22 protein-coding genes are annotated in these 23473 nt (G+C 63.0%); 18 read left to right on the plus strand and 4 right to left on the minus strand.

Annotated features, from left to right (window positions below):
* Positions 1-76: 76 nt before the first annotated feature.
* The 4 genes from cobJ to cobG are packed head-to-tail and all read right to left on the minus strand — an operon-like array spanning position 77 to position 4437.
* Complete coding sequence (cobJ, locus tag BM132_RS00310) at positions 77-1768, minus strand: precorrin-3B C(17)-methyltransferase (protein ID WP_092452219.1); 1692 nt, start codon at positions 1766-1768, stop codon at positions 77-79.
* A complete protein-coding gene (locus BM132_RS00315; protein ID WP_092395878.1) occupies positions 1768-2502 on the minus strand; it encodes a precorrin-2 C(20)-methyltransferase in 735 nt (244 codons plus the stop codon). Before BM132_RS00315 ends, cobJ begins: the two co-directional genes overlap by 1 nt.
* Positions 2499-3125: a precorrin-8X methylmutase gene (locus tag BM132_RS00320; protein WP_047227378.1), complete on the minus strand. Its 627-nt coding sequence runs from the start codon at positions 3123-3125 to the stop codon at positions 2499-2501. The genes BM132_RS00315 and BM132_RS00320 overlap by 4 nt, the downstream gene beginning before the upstream one ends.
* Positions 3118-4437 (minus strand): precorrin-3B synthase, encoded by a 1320-nt coding sequence (cobG, locus tag BM132_RS00325; RefSeq protein ID WP_256244063.1) that lies wholly within the window; start codon positions 4435-4437, stop codon positions 3118-3120. Before cobG ends, BM132_RS00320 begins: the two co-directional genes overlap by 8 nt.
* Positions 4438-4842: 405 nt before the next feature.
* Between cobG and BM132_RS00330 the strand changes: the two genes are divergently transcribed.
* The 18 genes from BM132_RS00330 (at position 4843) to urtD (ending at position 23324) form a co-directional block, all read left to right on the plus strand.
* The gene (locus BM132_RS00330) at positions 4843-5748 is read left to right on the plus strand and encodes a zeta toxin family protein (RefSeq protein ID WP_092452224.1); all 906 of its coding nucleotides are present in this window, start codon (positions 4843-4845) and stop codon (positions 5746-5748) included.
* 304 nt (positions 5749-6052) lie between these two features.
* Positions 6053-7264 (plus strand): precorrin-6y C5,15-methyltransferase (decarboxylating) subunit CbiE, encoded by a 1212-nt coding sequence (gene cbiE / locus BM132_RS00335; protein WP_092452227.1) that lies wholly within the window; start codon positions 6053-6055, stop codon positions 7262-7264.
* A complete protein-coding gene (locus BM132_RS00340) occupies positions 7257-8354 on the plus strand; it encodes a cobalt-precorrin-5B (C(1))-methyltransferase (protein WP_092395870.1) in 1098 nt (365 codons plus the stop codon). The genes cbiE and BM132_RS00340 overlap by 8 nt, the downstream gene beginning before the upstream one ends.
* Complete coding sequence (locus BM132_RS00345; RefSeq protein ID WP_092452230.1) at positions 8351-9079, plus strand: cobalt-precorrin-6A reductase; 729 nt, start codon at positions 8351-8353, stop codon at positions 9077-9079. The genes BM132_RS00340 and BM132_RS00345 overlap by 4 nt, the downstream gene beginning before the upstream one ends.
* Positions 9080-9270: 191 nt before the next feature.
* Positions 9271-9573, plus strand: coding sequence for a type II toxin-antitoxin system RelE/ParE family toxin (locus BM132_RS00350; protein ID WP_092452233.1), 303 nt, complete (start codon positions 9271-9273; stop codon positions 9571-9573).
* A 3-nt stretch (positions 9574-9576) separates the two neighbouring features.
* On the plus strand, positions 9577-9867 hold the full coding sequence (locus BM132_RS00355; RefSeq protein WP_092452236.1) for an addiction module antidote protein: 291 nt from the start codon (positions 9577-9579) through the stop codon (positions 9865-9867).
* Between the two features lie 207 nt (positions 9868-10074).
* Positions 10075-10479: a DUF2946 domain-containing protein gene (locus tag BM132_RS00360; RefSeq protein WP_092452239.1), complete on the plus strand. Its 405-nt coding sequence runs from the start codon at positions 10075-10077 to the stop codon at positions 10477-10479.
* 47 nt (positions 10480-10526) lie between these two features.
* On the plus strand, positions 10527-11006 hold the full coding sequence (locus tag BM132_RS00365) for a copper chaperone PCu(A)C (protein WP_092452242.1): 480 nt from the start codon (positions 10527-10529) through the stop codon (positions 11004-11006).
* A gap of 12 nt (positions 11007-11018) precedes the next feature.
* A complete protein-coding gene (locus BM132_RS00370) occupies positions 11019-11456 on the plus strand; it encodes a DUF2946 domain-containing protein (protein WP_371264083.1) in 438 nt (145 codons plus the stop codon).
* A gap of 84 nt (positions 11457-11540) precedes the next feature.
* Positions 11541-13667 carry a TonB-dependent copper receptor gene (locus BM132_RS00375; protein WP_092452245.1) on the plus strand — a complete coding sequence of 709 codons (2127 nt, stop codon included), beginning with the start codon at positions 11541-11543 and terminating at the stop codon, positions 13665-13667.
* A 127-nt stretch (positions 13668-13794) separates the two neighbouring features.
* Entirely contained in the window at positions 13795-15174 is a 1380-nt protein-coding gene (locus tag BM132_RS00380) for a PepSY-associated TM helix domain-containing protein (protein ID WP_092452248.1), read from the plus strand.
* A 198-nt stretch (positions 15175-15372) separates the two neighbouring features.
* Complete coding sequence (locus BM132_RS00385) at positions 15373-16161, plus strand: ABC transporter ATP-binding protein (protein WP_092452251.1); 789 nt, start codon at positions 15373-15375, stop codon at positions 16159-16161.
* Positions 16158-17105, plus strand: coding sequence for an ABC transporter substrate-binding protein (locus BM132_RS00390; protein WP_092452253.1), 948 nt, complete (start codon positions 16158-16160; stop codon positions 17103-17105). Before BM132_RS00385 ends, BM132_RS00390 begins: the two co-directional genes overlap by 4 nt.
* Entirely contained in the window at positions 17102-18112 is a 1011-nt protein-coding gene (locus tag BM132_RS00395) for a FecCD family ABC transporter permease (RefSeq protein WP_092452256.1), read from the plus strand. Before BM132_RS00390 ends, BM132_RS00395 begins: the two co-directional genes overlap by 4 nt.
* Positions 18113-18445: 333 nt before the next feature.
* Positions 18446-19711, plus strand: coding sequence for an urea ABC transporter substrate-binding protein (gene urtA / locus BM132_RS00400; protein ID WP_092395850.1), 1266 nt, complete (start codon positions 18446-18448; stop codon positions 19709-19711).
* 162 nt (positions 19712-19873) lie between these two features.
* Positions 19874-21376, plus strand: a complete 1503-nt coding sequence (gene urtB / locus BM132_RS00405) for an urea ABC transporter permease subunit UrtB (RefSeq protein ID WP_092452259.1) — start codon at positions 19874-19876, stop codon at positions 21374-21376.
* Positions 21376-22455 (plus strand): urea ABC transporter permease subunit UrtC, encoded by a 1080-nt coding sequence (gene urtC, locus BM132_RS00410; RefSeq protein ID WP_092452262.1) that lies wholly within the window; start codon positions 21376-21378, stop codon positions 22453-22455. The genes urtB and urtC overlap by 1 nt, the downstream gene beginning before the upstream one ends.
* Positions 22452-23324: an urea ABC transporter ATP-binding protein UrtD gene (urtD, locus tag BM132_RS00415; RefSeq protein ID WP_092452265.1), complete on the plus strand. Its 873-nt coding sequence runs from the start codon at positions 22452-22454 to the stop codon at positions 23322-23324. The genes urtC and urtD overlap by 4 nt, the downstream gene beginning before the upstream one ends.
* The last annotated feature ends 149 nt before the right edge of the window (positions 23325-23473 follow it).

The following is a 23473-nucleotide window of genomic DNA, read 5'->3' on the forward strand; positions in this document are numbered from 1 at the left end:
TCCATCGATTTTTATAGCCAGCGGTAAGTAAGCAACTCACTGGATAATGGCAGCCCGTACGGGCTGCCGAGGCGAATCAAAGAGGTTTGCTGCCATACCAGCGCGGGGTATAGACCCAGTCGCCACCTTCAGCGCGAGGGAACACGCAAGTGGTGGAAGACCCCACCAGCACCATGGTGCGCATGTCCACCTGATCCGGGGTCAACTGCCCCAAAGTCGTGACCCGCAGGGTCTGACCTGGACGCCCGATGTCACGCCCCAACACCACCGGCGTGTGCGGCGTGCGATGTTGCGCAACGATCTCCAGCGCTCGCCCCAGCTGCCACGGTCGGGAACGGGAGATCGGGTTGTAGAACGCCAGGGCCAGGTCTGCTTCAGCCGCCAGATCCAGGCGTTTCTCGATGATCGACCATGGCTTGAGATTGTCCGACAGCGACATCACGCAAAAATCATGACCCAGCGGCGCACCGGCCTGGGCGGCGGTGGCCAGGGAGGCCGAGACGCCAGGGAGAATTTGCAAGTCGACGTTGTGCCAGTGGGCATCCTTCGATTCGTGCAGCGCTTCGAGCACCGCGGCGGCCATGGCGAAAACGCCTGGATCGCCGGACGACACCACCACCACGGAGCGCCCCTGGGCCGCCAGCTCGAAGGCATGTCGGGCACGCTGCATTTCCTCGCGGTTATCGGTGCAGTGCTGCACCTGATCGGGCCGAAAGGGACCGGCCATGCGTACGTAGGTTTCGTAGCCAAGCACATCGGTGGCTCGGTCGAGTTCGGCGCGCACGGCCGGCACCATCAGATCGGCAGCGCCCGGGCCAAGGCCGATCACGGCAAGACGCCCGCGCGGACGGCCGATCTGTTGGGGGTCGAGGGGCTGCTCGGCTACGGCGATCGCACAATCGCCCACCCTGCGCACCGCTGCCGGTTGCTCAAGGGCATCGCTCAACCCTTGGGCAACGTCAGCACTGGCCCCTGCGAACCGTAGCGGCACGTTCAATGCCGATGCGGCTGCCTGTAGATCCGGACGCGCCATGTCGCTGTCCGCCGCCAACAGACACGCCAGCGATTGCACCGCCAGACCGGCTTCACGCAAAACTTCGTCAATGGACACCGGCGCACCCGCGGGCACCGCCACCACCACAGTGCGCGGATAAATCCGCAATTCATCCGGTGCGGGCGCAGCCGCTGCACAGTCAACACGAATGGCCAGACGCGCCTGTTCATCCTGGGGCAGTTGCGCCTGATCCAGCCATGGCGCAGCCCCCTCAATACGCACCGACTCACCGGCCAGCAGATCGGACACAAAGCGTTTGCCCTGCTCCAGGTCGTCAAGACGGTAACCGCTCGGCGGATTGAGCAGGCAGGTGCCGAAACGCAATTCGCCGCTGGTGGTGATTGCTGGAGCGACTTGCAACGCTGCCGCGATCTCACGGGCCATGACATTGACCCCGCCCAACCCGCCAAGCAGCGGCACCACGGCGCTGCCATCCTCGGCCACTGCCAGCACTGGCGGTTCGACGCCTTTTTCCAGCAGCAGCGGCGCCAGCGTGCGGATAACGATGCCGGCCGCGCACAGGGCAATGATCGGCCTGTCCTGTTGGTAGAGCTCGCGCAGCGTCGCGCCGAACTCGTGGTATTGGCTGTCCGCACCCTCAACCCGTCCGGCCAGGCCGTGGATCAAGGCATCAGGGTAGCGCTGCTGGATCCGCCGGGCCGTTGCGAGGCTGCCGGGGCCGAGAATGACGATGGCCGGCGCCTTGGACGTCATCAACCTTGCCACCGTTCGCCCGGCACGATGATCAGCGAGAAGTACGGCGAGGACATGGGCTCGACTTCATCCAGCGGCACGATCTTCTGGTTGGCCATGGTTGCCCGCTCGACATACAACGCTCGGCCGTCCAGGCCCAGTTCCTGGAGTACCTGACGGACCTTGGGGAAATTGCGTCCCAGCTTCATGATGACCGCCGCATCGGCATCGGCCAGGCGGCGCTTGAGTTCCTCAAAGGGCAATACGCCGGAGAGCACCGACAGGCTCTGGTTGCGATAGACCAGCGGCGCACCCAGCACCGAGGCGCCCCCGAGCATCGAGCACACGCCAGGAATCACTTCGGCGTCATAGCGCTCGGCCAGGCGATCGTGCAAGTACATGTAGGAGCCGTAGAAGAACGGATCGCCCTCGCAGATCACCGCCACGTCGCGACCGGCATCCAGATGCACGGCCAACTGTTGGGCAGCGGTGTCGTAGAAGTCGGCGATGACCTGTTCATAGGACAGCGGTGCCGGCAACGCTTCGGTGGTCACCGGATAGACCAGTGGCAACAACGTTTGTGCCTCCTGCAGATGCGCCTCGATGATGCCGAAGGCGTTGCCCTTCTTGCCCTTGGCGACGAAGTACGCCACCACCGGCGATTCGCGCAGCAGGCGCAGGGCCTTGACCGTAATCAGTTCCGGGTCACCGGGGCCAACGCCGAGGCCAATCAGACGTCCAGGCTGCTGCATCATTCAATCTCCGTAGCGAGGGCGTTGACGGCGGCGGCGGCCATGGCGCTGCCGCCGAGCCGGCCTTGCATGATCACGAACGGCACGCCACGGCTGTTGGCCGCCAGCATCGCCTTGGACTCAGCGGCACCGACGAAACCTACCGGAAAGCCGAGAATCAGCGCCGGTTTCGGCGCGCCGGCATCGAGCATTTCCAACAGGTAGAACAGGGCGGTCGGCGCATTGCCGATCACCACGACGCTGCCTTCCAGGTGCGGACGCCAAAGCTCCAGGGCGGCGGCCGAGCGGGTATTGCCCAATTCAAGGGCCAACGCCGGCACGCTCTCGTCGCGCAGGGTACAGATCACCGGATTGTTCGCGGGCAGGCGAGCCCGGGTCACGCCCTCGGAAACCATCCGCGCATCGCACAGGATCGGCGCACCGGCGGCCAGCGCCTGGCGTCCCGCCGTGCCGGCGCCCTCGGAAAACTGCAGGCCATCGACAGCCTCGACCATGCCGCAGGCGTGAATCACCCGCACCGCGAGTTTTTCCAGGTCGGCCGGAATGCGCGCCAGGTTGGCTTCGGCGCGAATGATCGCGAAGGAGTTGCGATAGATCTCCTGACCGTCGCGGATGTAATCAAGCATCAAGGGGGCTCCGGGGGCGAGCGTCGAGCCAGTGGCCGAGCGCTTCAATAGTTAGATCGTGCGCCTGCAACGCGCCGAAACCCGGCTGCGTCGCATCGCGAAAATACAGGTCGTAACGACCGGGGGCGACCGCCAGCAAGGTGGCGGGCGCGACATGGGCCGCTGCGCAGGAACGCGGACAGCCCGACAGATGGATCTTCAGGGCGCGGCCCTGACGTTGCAGCAGCTCGGCCAATTGACGAGCATCGGCCTTGGTGTCGGCCAAGGCTTTGCCGCAGCCACTGGAGCCGGTGCAAGCGATGAGTTGCGCCAAGGGTTGATCGACTGCACACAACAACCCCAACCCTTCGAGCCGCGCCAGCACATTGTCCGCTTCCTCGCGGCGCACGTTGGGCAGCAACAGGCTTTGCCAGGGGGTGAAACGCAAACTGGCGTCGCCCTTGTCCCGCGCCAGTTGCGCCGCTGCGCGCAGCATGACGGCGTCGAGCCGGCCCAAAGGTGCCGCCGCGCCAACGTAGACCCGGTCGTCGTGCTGGGAATGGATGCCGATGTGCAATCCGTCGATGGACTGGTCCCGCCGCCAATCCGCACAGGGCTGCAACGCCACGCGGCGGGCCAACTGGACGAGGCACTCATCCCTCGGGATTTCGGCCAGCAAGTGACGCATGCGCGTCTGGTCGGAGCGGGCCAGGTCGAGAAATAACTCCAGCACCGCCACCACCAAATCATGTCCCTGGGCCAGGCGCACAGCGCCGTCCGGCTTATCCAGCGGGGTGCCGGCCAGCCCGAAGGCCAGCCATGGCTCGCCGTTGCGAACCAGCGCCGAGAGCCACAGGTCATGGTGATGTTCAAGCATCGCCACCCCTTCCCCGCCGTCCAATTGCACGGCGAACTTGGCCGACAGCTCATGGAAGCGTTCATGGGTTTGCAGGGTGAAAAGAATCCGCGCGGCCAACGGACGGGTATCGAGCAGCATCTGCCGGTCGATCCCGGCCGTGGGGCTGAGCATCAGGTTGCGCACGTCATCGCCGGCCAGTTTGCGGGGGCCCAGTCCGGCGTTCAGCAGGGGCTCGACCAACGCATCGTGCCGGGGACCCACCCCGCGAATTTGCAGGTTGGCGCGGTTGGTCGCCTCGATCACGCCACCGGCGAACCGCTCGGCCGCCCACGCCACGGCGTCGGCCTGATCGGCCTGAATGGAACCACCGTCGAGCTTGATGCGGCAGATCCCACCGTCCAGCGCCTGGACGACACGCAGCAACCCCGGACAACCCGAGGGGCGTATGACGCTGGATGATGGACGTTCGTTCAAGGGCAAACCGGTAGATAAGGCACGCCGCAACGGCGAAGGCCCGCCATTATGCCTGCTTTGCCGGGGGGCATGAAAAGCTTGCTGGTCGGATTACGGGCATCGTGCTGTGCCAGGGAGGCGATCACGGCCACAAAACGGAGGGATCGAACCTGTTCGCGATAGCGGTCCACCTGAAAGGGTGATGTTGAATGTGCCAAGGCCTTCGCGAACAAGCCCGCCAATGGGGTTCTGTGCCGGGCACGCTGACGTAAGTTGCCGCCGCCTTCCCTGTAGGTATTTTTACCTTAAAAACAGATACATATCTTGGAACACACGCTCATTTGAACACGCCGCAAAACCCCGCTTTATTGAAAAGGGCAACCACTCACTTCACTTCATGGGAATCTTTGATAGGGACATCAGGATATGCCACACGCATCGAACTACGCCTACACCCCGGAACAGGTCACGACCGCGTTCACCGAAATCACCGACACGCTGTTCAATGGCATCACGGCCGAGTCCGCCCCCAAAATGCTGATCGTCGCCGGATCGCAGGGATCGGGAAAAACCTATCTGCTGGAAAAAAGCCTCCTGCCCTCCGGGCGCTACGACAACTATGTTCGCCTGTACTTGCCCGAATACCGGGAAAAACACCCTCACTACGCCCAGATGATCCAACGCGGTGTGCTGCATGCTTATGAGCATACCGAGGACTTTGTTCGAGAGGTTTGCTCGAAAATCTTCGCAGAGGCGTTCAGGAACAAATACAACATCATCATGGAATGCGCATTCGACGGCAGCGATTTTGCGGCCTTCCCGCCGATGGCCACGGCAGCGGGCTATCAGCTCGAAACCCACATCATCGCCTGCAAGAAAGAGTTCACTCATCTATCGAGTATCAAAAGAGCCCTCAGAAGCCTGGAGAAACAGGAGCTGGAAAGGTTCGTCACGCTATCGGCGCTCAATGCCAGCCTGGGCAATGCCCAGCCGACCCTGCTGGCTATCGAGACGGCCGCCAAAGCAGTCAGCGGCTCGCAGATATTCTTGTACGAGCGCGGGTTCGGCCCCTTGAAGGAACGGATCCTGCGCATTCAAAACACCTATACCCTCGATCCGGACGGGACTTTGCTTATCGCGGGACCGAAGGTGGTTTATGCAAATGCCTTCGAGATCATCACCAACAACCGCCTCCACCTCATTGGCGATCGCGAAGAAATGGTGAAGGAGTGCCACCTGACACTGCTCAAGACCCAGGCCCATGCTGAACACGTACCCGAGTCGGTCTACAACGACCTGTATGCCTATATCCTCAAATACGTCTACCGATGAATCGGCTGCCTGCGTGAGAAGGTGGGGTTGAATGTGCAGGCGCATCGCGAGCAGGCTCGCTCCCACAGGGGATTTGTGACGGCCACAGACTCTGCGGGACCTGTGGCAAACACAGACCTAGTGCCTCCCCCAGTCAAAACTGTGGGAGCGAGCCTGCTCGCGATAGCGGTCTGTCTGAATCGGCGCCGCACGCCGGCAGGCTCGCAACGGCCCACGCCATAACCGAAGACGCACGGTATGATGGCGGCCCGGTTCGCGCGCGCAATAAGCCCGCCGATCAACCCTATCCATTCGAGGAACAGAGATGACCCCCTGGCTGACCGTAGTGGGCATCGGTGAAGACGGCTTCAAGGGCCTGGGCCGAACGGCCCGCCACGCTTTGCTGCGGGCGTCGCGCATTCTGGGCAGCGAACGCCAACTGGCGCTGTTGCCGCTGTGCATCCGCGGTGAACGGGAGCTGTGGCCCCGTCCATTTTCCCTCGAACCGCTGCTGGCGCGGCGCGGCGAACCGGTGTGCGTGCTGGCCAGCGGCGATCCGATGTTCTATGGCGTGGGCGCCAGCTTGGCTAAACAGGTGCGGGGCGATGAAATGCTGATCGTCCCGGCACCCTCGTCCTGTTCGCTGGCGGCGGCACGCATGGGTTGGCCCTTACAGGAGGTGGTCACCCTGTCGCTGGTGGCGCGACCTCTGGCGGCACTCAGCGCGCATTTATCCACAGGCGTCCGGCTGTTGCTGCTGAGCAACGACCGTCACAGTCCTGCTGCCGTGGCGGCGCTGCTTCGCGAGCGCGGCTTCGGCCCCAGCCCCATGACCGTGCTCGAACACCTGGGCGGCACGGCCGAACGGCGGATCGAAAGCTGTGCGGCACAGTGGTCCGATCCCTGCGTCGCGGACCTGAACCTGATCGCCGTCGAATGCCGGGCCGAACCCTCGGCGTTGCGCCTGTCGCGCTTGGCCGGTTTGCCGGACGCCGCGTTTGAGCATGATGGCCAGCTAACCAAACGCGACGTGCGCGCCATTACCCTCGCCCGCCTGGCCCCGATGCCCGGAGAACTGCTCTGGGATGTGGGGGCGGGCAGCGGCTCCATCGGTATCGAATGGATGCGCGCCCACCCCAGTTGCCGAGCCCTGGCCATCGAGGCCGACGAAGGCCGCCAAGGGTTGATCGAACGTAACCGCGACGCCCTTGGCGTGCCCGGCCTGCAACTGATCCGCGGGCGGGCACCGCAGGCTCTGGAAGGACTGGAGCCGCCGGACGCGGTATTTATCGGCGGCGGCGTAACCCGCGAGGGCGTGCTCGACGCTTGCTGGGCCCAGCTCAAGCCTGGCGGACGGCTGGTGGCCAATGCGGTGACGCTGCAAAGCGAGATGACGCTGATGAACTGGCGCGAGCTGCATGGCGGCGAACTGACCCGTATCCACATTGCCCAGGCCCAGCCATTGGGCGATTTCGACACCTGGCGCCAGGCATTGCCGATCACCTTGCTGGACCTGACGAAACCTTTCGATGCGTGACGAAACCGCCGAACAACCCGCGCCCCTGCGCAGTGGCCTGACCACCGGAAGCTGCGCCACCGCCACCAGTCTGGCGGCGGCGCGGTTGCTGCTTTGTGGCATCCAGGCCGATGCCGTCGATATCGTGCTGCCCAAAGGCAAGCAGGTGCAGATGCGCCTGGAGTTCTGCCGGCTGACCGAGCAGGGCGCCGAAGCCGGGACGATCAAGGATGCCGGCGATGACCCGGATGTGACCCACGGCGCGTTGCTGTTCTCCCAGGTGCGGCTGACGGACGGGCCAGGCGTTCGTTTCGTTGCCGGACGCGGCGTGGGCACGGTGACACGGCCGGGACTGGTGCTGGCCGTCGGTGAGCCGGCGATCAACCCGGTGCCGCGCAAAATGATCAGCGACCACTTGGGACGGCTGGCCGAGGAAGTCGGTTATGCCGGCGGCTTCGAGGTCACAGTCAACGTGGAGGGAGGCGAGGCGCTGGCGCTGAAGACCATGAATCCACGGCTAGGGATTCTCGGCGGGCTATCGATTCTAGGCACCAGCGGCATCGTCCGACCGTTCTCTTGCGCGGCCTACATTGCCTCGATCCACCAAGGCATCGACGTGGCAAAAACCAACGGTTACCTGCACATCGCGGCCTGCACCGGCAACGCCAGCGAAGACACCATGCGCCGGGTCTACAACCTGCCGGAAATCGCCCTGATCGAAATGGGCGATTTCGTCGGCGCGGTGCTCAAGCATGTGCGAAAGGTGCCCGTGGAGAAGCTCAGCCTTTGCGGTGGCTTTGGCAAGATCAGCAAACTCGCTGCGGGCCACATGGACCTGCACAGCCGTCACTCGAGCATCGACCTGCCACAATTGGCCGAATGGGCTGCGGCCATCGGCGCCGATGAAACCTTGCAGCAAGGCATTCGCGAGGCCAACACCAGCCAGCAAGCCCTGGCGATGGCCAGCGCCGTCGGCATCGCGCTCGGCGACACAGTTTGCGCACACGCCCTGGCCTTCGCCCGTAGCATCGTACCGGCTCAGGTCCAGGTCGAAGTCTTCGCCATCGACCGCCAGGGTGCAGTGGTCGGTCACGCCGGAGCTCTCAAATGAAACGCATCCTGCTGCTGGGCGGCGTCACCGAAGCCCTGGCCATCGCCCGCACCCTGGGCCCAACACACATCTACAGCCTGGCGGGTATCGGCCGCGTTCCCACCGACCTGACCTGTCAGGTGCGCGTCGGCGGCTACGGCGGCGCCGAAGGGCTGACGCAATTCATTCGCGAGCAAGGCATCGACCTGCTGCTGGATGCGACTCACCCCTACGCCGCGCAAATCAGCCACAACGCCGCCCACGCCGCCCGCGCTTGCGGCATCCTCTGCTGGGCCCTGCGCCGTCCGGCATGGCAACCCCAGGTCGGGGATGACTGGCGCGAAGTGGCCGACTGGGCCGAACTGATCCAGGCCCTGCAACCGTTCCACCGCCCCCTCTTCACCCTGGGCCGCGAGCCGCTGCAACACCTGCACGAAATCCCGCCCGAGCAATTCTGGACCCTGCGCGCCCTGGATGTTTACCCCGGTAATGAGCGCTGTGCGGTCATTGGTGCCCGTGGGCCGTTTCATATTGACGCTGAGCGCGAACTGTTCGAGCGACGGCAGATCGATGTGCTGGTCAGCAAGAACAGCGGCAGCACGGCCACCGAGCCGAAGCTGGAAGTGGCGCGGGAGCGGGGGGTGCCGGTGCTGGTTTTGCGGCGGCCGGTGTTGCCGGGGGTGGATCGGGAGTTTGGGACGGTGGATGAGGTGCTGGACGCCTTGTTCGTATCAGACGGGTTCTGAATTCAGCACATCCGCGCGACATTTCCGACAAGTTTTCAAGACGGAGCCGGCTGTTTCGTCCAAGACGCTCAATTCTATAGTTCCGTTCCCTACTACCCGCCGTAGCACCTGACCGTCATTAGCACGACGACCTCGTCTCACCCGGAGGAAAGTGCTGCTTGCCAATGTGTATCCCAAGGAATACGATCCGAATGATCGAATTTGAACACTCCCGAGCATTTTCAAGCTGGCTTAGCGGACTGAAGGACATCTCTGGGAAAGCTCGCATCATTGCAAGGCTTCGATCTGCAGAGTATGGAAATTTTGGTGATTGCGAACCGGTGGGCAACGCAGTGTATGAGATGCGAATTCACTCGGGGCCGGGCTACAGAGTGTACTTCTCCCGTCGAGGCTCGGTGTTTTATTTGCTGCTTGTGGGAGGTGACAAATCGACTCAGAAGCGGGATATCACACGCGCTATTCAAATGGCGCAAACCATTGGTAATAAGGAGTGAATCATGACCGAAGAATTCACACGTTTCGATGCAGCCGCCTACCTCAAGACCCCTGAGGAAATGGCCGCTTATCTGGATGCCTGTTTTGAAGAAGATGCGGGTGACGGCGTACTGGTTCGAGCAGCTCTTAACGATATCGCCAGGGCAAAAGGCATGACGCAAATTGCCCGTGATGCAGGCCTGGGGCGAGAGAGTCTTTATAAAGCACTGGGAAGTGGGGGCAATCCAGAGTTCACAACTATCATGAAAGTCATGAGAGCTTTGGGCTTGAGATTACATGCGACGGCCATTTGACAAACGTTCTGCCCCCTCCTGTATACCGATTGATCAAACATACGTGGTAAGGAAGCTTGCTCCCTTGCCACGACAGCACGGTCTTGATGATCTGTTGCTACTGTTAATACCAGCCCTGCGACCCTACACCGCACGCACTCTTTTTACTTATCAATCCCGATCAGGCTAAATACCGCCACCTGATCGTCCAACCGAGCGGATTGCCCCATGTCCCGACAACGGCTTGCATTTGCCTGGATCGCCTGCTTTGCAGTGCTGTTCAACATGCTTGCCATGCCGCTTTCCGGCAGCCGTGGCGCGATGGCACAGGCCCAGTCGCCAGCCGAGCAATTGCTGTGGGGCAGTTTCTGCTCTTCCAGCGGCACGAAGCTGGTGGCGATTTCCCTGGGCAAGTTCGAGCAGAGCACGCCGCAGAACGACGATCACTCGACAATGCAGCATTGCTGGTGCTGTGCGGGGTCGCCGCCCCTGGTGGCGCTCGCCGCCCACGCTCCGCAATTGTATCTGGATGCTCAGCCGGCCCATCGCGGCCCTGCCCATCCACTGCTCGACAGCCCCACACCGCGCCAGCAATGGCCGAGCCTCAATCCCCGCGCCTCACCTCTGGCCTGATTCTTCCCGCATGACCCTGCGCCCTGAATCGTTCCGGAGAATGACCCATGCTGAACAGACTTATCCTGCTGGCCGCCCTGCTGCTTCCCGCAGGCTTCGCCCAAGCTCACCAGTACAAAGCGGGCGAGCTTGAAATCGCCCATCCGTGGTCCCAGGAATTGCCGCCCAATGCGCCGACCGTGGCCGCGTACTTCGTGATTCACAACAAGGGCACAACCGCCGACAAACTGCTCAGTGTCGACACGCCGATTGCCGGCAAAGCCGAGCTCCACGAACACGTGATGCAAGACGACCTGATGAAAATGCAACAAGTAGCTGCCGTGGAGATTGCTCCTGGCGCGAGCGTCACCTTCGCACCCATGGCCTATCACGTGATGCTGCTGGAGCTGGAAGATCGCAGCCTGCTCAGCGACGGCAAACGCTTCCCTCTGACCCTGCATTTCGAAAAAGCCGGGGATGTGACGGTCGATGTCGCGGTGCAGAAAAAAGCCCCCGACAGCAGCAAAACCCAAATGCACGCCCACTGATAACTTCTGCCGATGCGAACTCCCCGCGCCAGGTCGGTCATGCCCCGCCGTCAGCTGATGAGCCTGACACGCGGCAGCTGGATCAGCCTGTTCGCCATGCTGATGATCTTTATCGGTCCACTGATTTCTCAGTCGATGCCGATGGATCAGCGCATGTCTTCGTCCATGACCATGGCCATGGAAATGGACATGTCGGCGGGCGTTCACGCCGAGCATGAAGCACCCACAGCCGAACATTGCCCGCCCCAGAGCGAGCATCACGTACTGTGGGAAAAGTGTGGTTATTGCAGCCTGCTGTTCAATTGCCCTGCGCTGACGGGGGGGCATGGCTTCGCCGCCTTCGATACACCGCCACCCCACACCTACACCAGCCCCTCGCCACGCCTGGGCCATGCCCGGACGTCATTCTTCCCCGGTGCCCGCACCCGCGCACCGCCCCTCCTCGCATAGACCCGACACTTAATCTCACTCGGTCGCAAAGACAGCCCCCAGGTTGCCCGACCGTGTCGTTTACGTCTGTTCGATGGAATCATCATGTCCAGGTTTTCTGCCGGCATCGCATTGGGCGCAGCCCAGGTTCGCTGCCCCCCGAACGAGCCACGGGTTCGTTTTCGCTACACCGCCACCGCACTGTGCGGACTGCTACTCGCGCCCTGTGCGCTGGCCGACGAGCATGCTCACCACGAAGCTAAGATCGAAGAGCTGAGCCCGACGGTCATTACCGCCATCGCCCCCAACTCGCCCCTGACCGTGGTCACCAACCCCAAGGATCCGCGCCAACCGGTACCGGCCAGCGACGGCGGCGATTATCTGAAGACCATTCCCGGTTTCGCCCTGGTGCGCAACGGCGGCACCAATGGCGACCCGGTACTGCGGGGCATGTTCGGCTCGCGGCTGAACATCCTCACCAACGGCAGCATGCTGCTGGGCGCCTGCCCGGGTCGGATGGATGCGCCGACGTCCTATATTTCGCCGGAAACCTACGACAAACTCACCGTGATCAAGGGCCCGCAAACCGTGCTCTGGGGCCCGGGCGCATCGGCCGGGACCGTCCTGTTCGAGCGCGAGCCGGAGCAGTTCGGTGAACTGGGCACCCGGGTTAACGCCAGCGTATTGGCCGGTTCCAACGGGCGCTTCGACAAGGTCGTGGATGCGGCGGCCGGTGGGCCGTTGGGTTACGTGCGAGTGATCGGCAACACCGCTCATTCGGACGATTACCGTGACGGCAACAATGACACGGTGCCGTCGCGCTATGACAAGTGGAACGGCGACGTGGCGCTGGGCTGGACGCCGGATGCCGATACCCTGCTGGAACTGACCGCCGGCAAGGGCGACGGTGAAGCACGCTACGCCGGGCGTGGCATGGATGGCTCGCAGTTCAAGCGTGAAAGCCTGGGCTTGCGTTTCGAGCGATCGAACATTGGCGATGTGCTCGATACCATCGAGGCGCAGGTCTACTACAACTACGCCGACCATGTGATGGACAACTACACCCTGCGCACGCCATCCGGCACCGGGATGATGGCCGGCCCCATGGCGTCCAACGTCGACCGCCGCACCCTCGGCGCACGCATCAAGGCCACCTGGCGCTGGGCCGATGTGCAATTGATCAGCGGCCTGGACGCCCAGACCAACGAGCATCGCCAACGCAGCAGCATGGGCATCGACACCTACAAGGAACGGCCGCGCACCAAGGACGCCGACTTTCACAATTACGGCGTGTTCGGTGAGTTGACCTGGTACGCCGCCGACCGCGACAGGCTGGTCAGCGGCGCCCGTCTGGATCGCGCCTCGGCCAAGGATTACCGGCAAAGCATCGGCTCCGGCATGTCGGCACAACCCAATCCCACAGCGGACGAAACCCGCGCCGACACCTTGCCCAGCGGCTTTGTACGTTATGAGCATGACCTGGCCGATAGCCCGACCACCCTGTATGCAGGCGTCGGTCACGCGCAACGCTTCCCGGATTACTGGGAGCTGTTTTCACCGAAAACCGGCCCTGCCGGGTCCGTGAACGCCTTCGACTCGATCAAGCCGGAGAAAACCACCCAACTCGACTTCGGCCTGCAGTACAAGACCGACACCCTCGAAGCCTGGGCATCGGGGTACGTCGGGCAGGTGCGCGACTACATCCTGTTCGATTACACCCCCGGCATGATGGGCACCACCTCCCGGGCCGAAAACATTGATGCACGGATCATGGGCGGCGAGCTGGGCGCGGCCTACAAACTGACCGAGCGCTGGAAAGCCGATGCCACCCTGGCCTACGCCTGGGGCAAAAACAGCAGTGATGGCAGCGCCCTGGCGCAGATGCCGCCGCTCGATGCCCGCCTGGGCCTGACCTACAGCGAAGACCGCTGGAGCGCTGGTGCCCTGTGGCGCGTGGTGGCCGCGCAAAACCGTGTCGACGAGAACAAGGGCAACGTGGTGGGCAAGGATTATGGCAAGAGCTCCGGGTTCGGGGTGTTCTCCCTCAACGGCGCCTACCGCATCAATAAGCACTGGAAGGTCAGCAGCGGCGTCGACAACCTGTTCGGCAAAGCCTACGCCGAACACCTGAACCTGGCCGGCAACGCCGGGTTCGGCTACCCGGCGAGTGACCCGCAAGCCATCAACGAACCGGGGCGCACGCTCTGGACCAAGGTGGATATGAGTTTCTAAAAGCATCGCGGGCAAGCCTTGCTCCCACAGGATTGCATGGCTGTGGGAGCCAGGCTTGCCCGCGATCGGTTGCGCAGCAACCGCAAAAAACATAACGATCACATTTGCCCTGCGGAGCGCTTCTAAAATGAGCCAACCGAAACCCAACTTCTACAACCTGGCCTGGCGCTGGCATTTTTATGCCGGGCTGTTCGTGGCGCCATTCATGGTGATGCTGGCCCTGACCGGTATCATTTACCTGTTCAAGCCGCAACTCGACCCTCTGATGTACGGCAGCCTGCTGAACGTACCCGCCGGGCATCACACCCTGGCGGCGGACGACCTGCTCAAACAGGTCCGCCACGCCTACCCCGAAGGCCAGGTCAAACAGTACCTGCCGCCGATCAATGCCCAGCGCAGCGCGCAGTTCGTGGTGATCGACAAGGGCCGCGAACTGAACGTGTTCATCGACCCGTACCATGGCGATGTCCTCGGTGAGCAGGACGCCAAGGACAACCTGCAAGCCATCGCCCGGGCCATCCACGGTGAGTTGATGATCGGCACCGTGGGTGACCGACTGGTGGAAATGGCCGCTGGCTGGGGCGTGGTCCTGGTGGTGTCGGGCCTGTACCTGTGGTGGCCTCGCGGGCAGTCGTCGGCTGGGGTGTTGTGGCCACGCTGGAGCGCTCGCGGTCGCGTGTTCTGGCGCGACCTGCATGGGGTCGTCGGCTTCTGGGGTGCGGCGTTTCTGCTGGTGATGCTGCTCAGCGGCATGACCTGGACCGGCTTCTGGGGCAAGCAATATGCAGACCTCTGGAACCGCTTCCCGGCCGCCATCTGGAACGACATGCCCAAGTCCGACGTCGCGGCCGGCAGCCTCAACAATGCGCACCGCCAGACCGTACCCTGGGCCGTGGAAAATACCCCGATGCCGATGTCCGGCGACCATGCCGAACACATGGCCCACGGTGGCGCCCATGAAGGCCCCGCCGCGCCGACCGTCAGCCTGCAAGCGGTGCAGGACATCGCCACCGATCGCAAAGTGGAACCTGGCTACAGCATCACCCTGCCGACCACCGCCACGGGCGTATTCACCATCGCGGTCTTCGCCGATGACCCGCGCAACGACGCGACCCTGCACGTGGACCAGTACAGCGGCAAGGTCCTGGCGGATGTGCGCTGGGAACATTACGGCATCGTCGCCCGCGCCACTGAAACCGGGGTGATGCTGCACGAAGGCAAGATGTTCGGCCCGTTGAACCAGATCATCGTACTGCTGATTTGCCTGATGATCCTGCTCAGCGCCGTCAGCGGCGTGGTGATCTGGTGGAAGCGTCGGCCCCAGGGCAGGTTCGGCGTACCCGCGCTGCGTCACGACTTGCCGACCTGGAAGACCGGGGTATTCATCATGCTGGCCCTGGCAGCGGTTTTTCCGCTGGTGGGGGCTTCGCTGCTGGTGGTGTGGTTGCTGGATCGGCTCGTCACCCGTTTCAATCGCCAGCCTGAGGGGCTTTCATCTTCAAGCTGAAGACAGCGCGTTAACGACAGGCGGCGCGAAACCTCTACAATCGCGCCCGCTTCCAAGGTGTAGCAGTTCCCTGTGGGAGCGAGCCTGCTCGCGATTGCGGTCTGTCAGCCACCTCTCTGCAGGCTGATCCACCGCTATCGCGAGCAGGCTCGCTCCCACAAGGGAACTGTGTTTCGATCCAATCATTTGAGTAGCTGCATGACCGCACTAACCCTCTCCCACCTCGCCTGGACACCCCTGGGCCATGGCCACTGCCATCACCAGTTCCAGCTACGTGACGCCACGTTGCAGGTGGGTGCCGGGGAGTTTGTCGGGTTGATCGGGCCCAATGGCAGCGGCAAGACCAGTCTGTTGCGCTGCGCCTATCGGTTCAGTCAGCCGGAGGCGGGCGAGGTGAAACTCGACCATCACAACGTTTGGAAACAGTCCTCGCGCTGGTGCGCCCAACGCATCGCTGTGGTGTTGCAAGAGTTTCCCGACGCCTTCGGCCTGACGGTCCAGGAAGTGGTCGCGATGGGGCGCACGCCGCACAAAGGCCTGTTCGATGGCGACAGTCACGAAGACCGCCGCCTGGTCATCGAGGCCCTCGAAGCGGTCGGATTACAAGGCTTCGGCGATCATGCTTTCGCCACACTCTCGGGCGGGGAAAAGCAGCGGGTGATCCTGGCCCGCGCCCTGGCGCAGCAGCCGCAGCTGCTGATCCTCGATGAGCCGACCAATCACCTCGACCCGCGTTATCAACTCCAGCTACTGCAACTGATCAAACGCCTGGGAATCGGCACTCTCGCCAGCATCCACGACCTGAACCTGGCCGCCGCGTTCTGCGATCGGCTCTACGTCATCGACCACGGACACATCGTCGCCAGCGGCACGCCCAAGGAAGTGCTGACGGTCACGCTATTGCGCGACGTATTTGGCGTGCAGGCGCTGATTGACGAACATCCCTTGGCCGCCCACCCCCGAATCACCTGGATAACCCAACCATGATCTTGCGTTCCCTGCTGCTCCTGCCGCTGCTGCTCGGCAGTGCACATGCTTTGGCCGAGGCCAGCCGCTACCCGTTGACGATCCACAGTTGCAACCGCGAGGTCACCTTCAACCAGGCGCCAAAACACGCCGTCAGCCATGACATCAACATGACCCAGATGATGCTCGCCCTCGGGCTCAAGCCGCGCATGGTGGGCTACAGCGGCATCAGTGGCTGGAAGTCAGTGACGCCCGACATGGAAAAAATCCTTGATGGCCTGCCGGAGCTGGCCGCCAAATACCCGTCGGTGGAAACCCTGCTCAATGCCAACGTGGACTTCTTCTTCGCCGGCTGGGACTACGGCATGCGGGTGGGCGGCGACTTGACGCCGCAAACCCTGCAACCGCTGGGCATCAACGTGTACGAGCTGACCGAATCCTGCGCGTTCGTGATGAAACGCCCGCCGGCCACCCTGGAAGACACCTACAACGACCTGCGCAACCTGGGGAAGATTTTCGACGTACAGGACCGCGCCAATGCCTTGATCGCCTCGATGCAGGCCCAAGTGGCCGAAGTGCGCGAGCATTTACCGCCCGGCCAGCCCCGGGTGTTCCTGTATGACAGCGGCGAAGACCGCGCCATGACCTCCGGACGTCTCGGCATGCCTCAAGCACTGATCGATGCCGCGGGTGGACGCAACATTCTCGATGACGTTGAGACCAGTTGGACCCGGGTGAGCTGGGAGAACGTGGTCGAGCGCAATCCCGAAGTGATCGTGATTGTCGATTACGGCGAAGTCAGCGCCGAGCAGAAGCAGCAGTTTTTGCTGAACAACCCGGCCCTGCAATCGGTGGATGCGATCAAGCACCGGCGCTTCATCGTGATCCCCTACGTCCAGGCCACGCCGGGCATCGATAACGTATTGGCGGTGCAAACCCTGGCAAAGGGTTTTCACCGCCCATGAGCAATCGTCGCTATGGCGCGCTGCTGGTGTGCCTCGGTGCACTGATGCTGGTGTCGTGCGTGGTGTCCCTGGGGTTCGGTCCGGCGCGGGTGCCGGTGGCTGTGGTCTGGGACATCCTGCTGAACAAGGCTTTCGGTGTGGGTGACGTGTACTGGTCGCCCGGCCAGGAACATATCGTTTGGCTGATCCGCGTACCGCGCCTGCTGCTCGGTGCCCTGGTGGGCGCGGGGCTGGCGCTGATCGGTGCGGTCCTGCAAGCGGTGACGCGCAACCCCCTGGCCGACCCGCACCTGCTGGGCGTCACGTCCGGCGCGACCCTGGGTGCAGTCATTGTGGTGCTGCATGTCGGTGAGATCATCGGCCTGCTGACCCTGCCGCTGGCCGCATTTATCGGCGCGTTGTTGAGCATGCTGCTCGTGCTGGCCATCGCCAGCCGCCAAGGCCGTCTGGAAAGTGATCGCTTGTTGCTGTGCGGCGTGGCGGTGTCATTCGTGATGATGGCGGCGGCCAACCTCTTGCTGTTTTTGGGTGACCATCGCGCCAGTTCCGCAGTGATGTTCTGGATGCTCGGCGGCCTGGGCCTGGCGCGCTGGGAATTGCTGGCGGTGCCGGCGGCCAGTGTGTTGCTGGGGCTGGGATTGCTGCTGGGCATGGCTCGACCGCTCAATGCACTGATGGCGGGCGAACAGACCGCCGTGACCCTGGGCCTGAACGCGGCGAAGGTGAGGTTGTGGATTTTCCTGATCGCCTCGCTGATGACCGGCGTGCTGGTGTCCGTCAGCGGCTCGATCGGTTTTGTCGGGCTGATGGTGCCGCACATCGCCAGGCGCCTGGTGGGCGCCGAGCACCGTCGGCTGCTGCCGGCCTGCGTGCTGCTGGGCAGCCTGTTCCTGGTGTGGGTGGATGTGGCAGCCCGAACCCTGATCGCCCCGGAAGACTTGCCCATTGGCGTCGCCACGGCGGCCATTGGCGGCCTGTTTTTCATCGGGTTGATGCGCCGTCGCTAAGCCCTTCCCCGTGTCCCTGACCTACAAAATACCCTGTGGGAGCGAGCCTGCTCGCGATGGCAGTGGATCAGCCAGTAGAGATGTGACTGACATGCCGCCATCGCGAGCAGGCTCGCTCCCACAGGGGGACTGCAATCCCTTCGCCCCAATGTGGCGCATCTGATCGCACCAGCACCCTTGCTGCGTTCATTGATGGTGCGTCTGCACTTTTACTCCGCCGCCCCAACCCCGCATTCCCAAGCCTTTCTCCAACCGGGCACACCCCTTGCAAAAGCCCCTTCAGCGTCCGCATCTGCCATCGAAAAAAACTCATAATTGCACGGAGATCGCACAATGAAGCGTCGTAGCTTGATCAAGGCTTTTACACTCTCGGCAAGCATTGCCGCGATGGGCATGGCCTGGACCGTCCAGGCCGCCGAAACCATCAAGGTCGGCATCCTGCATTCATTGTCCGGCACCATGGCGATCTCCGAGACGTCCCTCAAGGACATGGCGCTGATGACCATCGACGAGATCAACGCCAAGGGTGGGGTCAACGGCAAGCAGCTCGAAGCGGTGGTCGTGGACCCGGCATCGAACTGGCCGCTGTTCGCGGAAAAAGGCCGCCAGTTGCTGACCCAGGACAAGGTCGCGGTGGTGTTCGGCTGCTGGACATCGGTGTCGCGCAAATCCGTGTTGCCGGTGTTCGAAGAGCTCAACGGCCTGCTGTTCTACCCGGTGCAATACGAAGGCGAAGAGATGTCGCCGAACGTGTTCTACACCGGCGCGGCGCCGAACCAGCAGGCGATTCCGGCGGTGGAATACCTGATGAGCGAAGAAGGCGGCAGTGCCAAGCGCTACTTCCTGCTGGGCACCGACTACGTCTACCCGCGCACCACCAACAAGATCCTGCGTTCGTTCCTGCATTCCAAAGGTGTGGCAGACAAGGACATCGAAGAGGTCTACACCCCGTTCGGCCACAGCGACTACCAGACCATCGTGGCCAACATCAAAAAATTCTCGGCCGGTGGCAAGACCGCGGTCATCTCCACGGTCAACGGCGACTCCAATGTGCCGTTCTACAAAGAACTGGCGAACCAGGGCCTGAAAGCCACCGACGTACCGGTGGTGGCGTTCTCGGTGGGCGAAGAGGAACTGCGCGGTATCGACACCAAACCGCTGGTGGGCAACCTGGCGGCGTGGAACTACTTCGAGTCCGTGGATAACCCGGCGAACAAGAAATTCGTCGACTCCTGGAAGGCCTACGCCAAAGCCAAGAATCTGCCAGGCGCCGATAAAGCCGTGACCAACGACCCGATGGAGGCCACCTACGTCGGCATCCATATGTGGGCCCAAGCGGTTGAAAAAGCCAAGTCCACCGACGTCGACAAAGTCCGCGAAGCCCTGGCCGGCCAGACGTTCGACGCACCGTCGGGCTACACCCTGACCATGGACAAGACCAACCACCACCTGCACAAGCCGGTGATGATCGGCGAGATCCAGGACGACGGTCAGTTCAACGTGGTCTGGCAGACCGAAGGCCCGATCCGTGCCCAGCCGTGGAGCCCGTTCATCGAAGGCAACGACAAGAAGCCTGACTATGCGGTGAAGAGCAACTGAGCCCATGGGTGTCGGTTCTGGATCCCGGGACCGATACACAACCTTGTGGGAGCGAGCCTGCTCGCGATAGCGGTGGGTCAGCTAGAAATGATGTGACTGACTCTCCGCTATCGCGAGCAGGCTCGCTCCCACATAGAAAGAAGTTCGCGCAAGGCCAAGCATATGCCCACCGCCCTTTATCGCCTCATCCTCGCCCTGGTGCTGCTATTGTCACTGGAGGCCCACGCCGGTGATGCCGAAGATTTCGTCGCCGCCAAGCCGCCCCAGCAAGCCAAGCTGCTGGAAACCTGGGCCGCGCAACCGGAACCTGAGCGTGTCGAACTGATCAACGCCTTGCAACAAGGCCAGTTGACCGTCGATGGCCAGCCCAAGACCCTGCGTCTGAACAACCGCTTGCGAGGGTTGATTGAAACCGCCCTGGCCAGCCATCAACTATTGGCCGCTGACGCCAGCGTGCGCTTGAGCGCCGCCCAGCAACTGCAAAAAAGCGCCCGCCCGGCCCAACTGGCATTTCTCGACAGGCAGTTGGCCGGCGAGCAGGACGAAGACGTGCATGCCGCCCTGAGCCTGGCGTTGGCGAACCTGCAACTGGTGGACCCCAACCCGTCGGTTCGTCTGGCTGCCGTGCGGCTGCTGGGGGAAACCGGCGATCCGTTGGCCCGCACCCGCCTCGAAGGCCTGCTCGAACCCGGCGTTGAAACTGACGCCACGGTGCGCACCGCCGCCGAAACCAGCCTCGGCCAGGTCAAGCGCAAGCTGTTGGTCGGCGAACTGCTGGGCCAGGCCTTCAGCGGCATGTCCCTGGGCTCGATCCTGCTGCTGGCTGCTCTCGGGCTGGCGATCACGTTCGGCTTGCTGGGGGTGATCAACATGGCCCACGGTGAGATGCTGATGCTCGGCGCCTACTCCACGTACGTGGTGCAGATGCTGTTCCAGCGCTTCGCTCCAAACGCCATCGAGTTCTACCCCCTGATCGCACTGCCGGTGGCGTTTTTCATCACCGCCGCCATCGGCATGGCCCTGGAGCGCACGGTGATCCGGCACCTTTATGGGCGCCCCCTGGAGACCCTGCTCGCCACCTGGGGCATCAGCCTGATGCTGATCCAACTGGTGCGCCTGATGTTCGGCGCGCAGAACGTCGAAGTCGCCAACCCGGCCTGGCTGTCCGGCGGCATCCAGGTATTGCCGAATCTCGTGCTGCCCTACAACCGCATCGTAATCATCGCCTTCGCACTGTTCGTGGTGGCGCTGACCTGGCTGTTGCTGAACAAGACCCGCCTGGGCCTGAACGTGCGCGCCGTGACCCAGAACCGCAACATGGCCGCCTGCTGCGGCGTGCCCACCGGCCGCGTGGACATGCTCGCGTTCGGCCTCGGCTCGGGCATCGCCGGGCTCGGCGGCGTGGCCCTGAGCCAGATCGGTAACGTCGGCCCGGACCTGGGCCAGAGCTACATCATCGACTCGTTCCTGGTGGTGGTGCTAGGTGGCGTCGGTCAGTTGGCCGGCAGTGTGTTCGCCGCGTTCGGGCTGGGCATCGCCAACAAGATTCTTGAACCGCAGATCGGCGCCGTGCTCGGCAAGATCCTGATCCTCGCGCTGATCATTCTGTTCATCCAGAAGCGTCCGCAAGGCCTCTTCGCGCTCAAAGGACGGGTAATCGACTGATGAACCAGCCCCTGATGCTCACCGCCGCGCAAAAGGCCGGCCCCAAAGTCACCCTCGCCGTCGGCGCGCTGATCCTGGCAGTGCTGCTGAGCCTGCCGCTGCTGTCGCTGTTGGCGGTGGATAACCCGCTGCACGTTTCGGCTTACACCCTGACCCTGGTGGGCAAGATTCTCTGCTACGCCATCGTTGCCCTGGCGCTGGACTTGGTCTGGGGTTACGCCGGCCTGTTGTCCCTCGGCCATGGCCTGTTCTTCGCGCTGGGCGGCTATGCCATGGGCATGTACCTGATGCGCCAGGCCGCCGGTGACGGCTTGCCGGCGTTCATGACCTTTTTGTCGTGGACCGAACTGCCCTGGTACTGGAGCGGCACCGACAGCTTCCTCTGGGCCATGTGTCTGGTGGTGCTGGCGCCAGGGTTGCTGGCGCTGGTGTTCGGCTTCTTCGCCTTTCGCTCGCGGATCAAGGGCGTGTATTTCTCGATCATGACCCAGGCCCTGACGTTTGCCGGGATGCTGCTGTTTTTCCGCAATGAAACCGGGTTCGGCGGCAACAATGGCTTCACCAATTTCCGCTCGATCCTCGGCTTTGGCATCACCGAACCGGGCACCCGGGCGGTGCTGTTCCTGGCCACGGTACTGCTCCTGGTGGCGAGCCTGTTCATCGGCTGGCGCCTGGCCCGCAGCAAGTTCGGCCGAGTGCTGACCGCCCTGCGCGACGCGGAAAACCGCCTGATGTTCTGCGGCTACGATCCCCGAGGCTTCAAGCTGTTCGTCTGGGTGTTGAGCGCAGTGCTGTGCGGCCTGGCTGGGGCGCTGTACGTGCCGCAGGTGGGCATCATCAACCCCAGCGAGATGTCGCCGACCAACTCCATCGAAGCCGCCGTGTGGGTGGCCCTCGGTGGACGCGGCACGCTGATCGGGCCGCTGCTGGGCGCCGGCGTGGTCAACGGCATGAAGAGCTGGTTCACCGTGGCGTTTCCCGAGTATTGGCTGTTCTTCCTTGGCGCGCTGTTCATCATCGTGACGCTGTATCTGCCTAAAGGCGTGATCGGCTTGCTGAAGAAGAGAGGCGAACAATGAGAATCACACCGACGGCCGATTTCATGCTCGAACCCATCCTCGACCCTCCTGTCGATGCCAATCGGGACCAAGGCAGCAGCCGCGACGCCATCGGCCTCGGCCACGCCGCAGGCACTGGCCTGAACACCCGCCACGGCACCATCCTGACCCTGGAAGACATCAGCGTCAGCTTCGACGGCTTCAAGGCCCTGAACGCTCTGAACCTGTACATCGGCGTCGGTGAACTGCGCTGCATCATCGGCCCCAACGGCGCGGGCAAGACCACGCTGATGGACGTGATCACCGGCAAGACCCGGCCCAGCCATGGCAAGGCCTGGTTCGGTGAAACCCTGGACCTGACGAGCATGAGCGAAGTGCAGATCGCCCAGGCCGGCATCGGCCGCAAGTTCCAGAAACCCACGGTGTTCGAAGCTCTGAGCGTATTCGAGAACCTCGAATTGGCGCTCAAAACCGACAAGTCGGTATGGGCCAGCCTGCGGGCGAAACTGACCGGCGAGCAGAATGACCGCATCAGCGAAGTGCTGGAGACCATTCGCCTGACCACCTCGGTCAATCGCGCCGCCGGCCTGCTGTCCCACGGGCAGAAACAGTTTCTGGAGATCGGCATGTTGCTGGTGCAGGACCCACAACTCTTGCTACTCGATGAACCGGTGGCGGGCATGACCGACGCCGAAACCGAGTTCACCGCCGAGCTGTTCAAATCCCTGGCAGGCAAGCACTCGCTGATGGTGGTGGAGCACGACATGGGCTTCGTCGGCGCGATTGCCGACCACGTCACGGTGTTGCACCAGGGCAGCGTGCTGGCCGAAGGGTCGCTGGCGCAGGTGCAGGACAATGAGCGGGTGATCGAGGTGTATCTCGGTCGGTAGCCTGCAAATACATTCCCCCTGTGGGAGCGGGCCCATGGGAGCAAAGCTTGCTCGCGATGAACGATAACGCGGTCCTTCTGATGGACCGAGGTGCTGCTGTCGCGAGCAAGCTTTGCTCCCACAGAAAGCTATTGCGCCCACAGGGGACT

Source organism: Pseudomonas sp. NFACC45, from assembly GCF_900113505.1.
In the GTDB taxonomy this organism is placed as follows: domain Bacteria; phylum Pseudomonadota; class Gammaproteobacteria; order Pseudomonadales; family Pseudomonadaceae; genus Aquipseudomonas; species Aquipseudomonas tehranensis.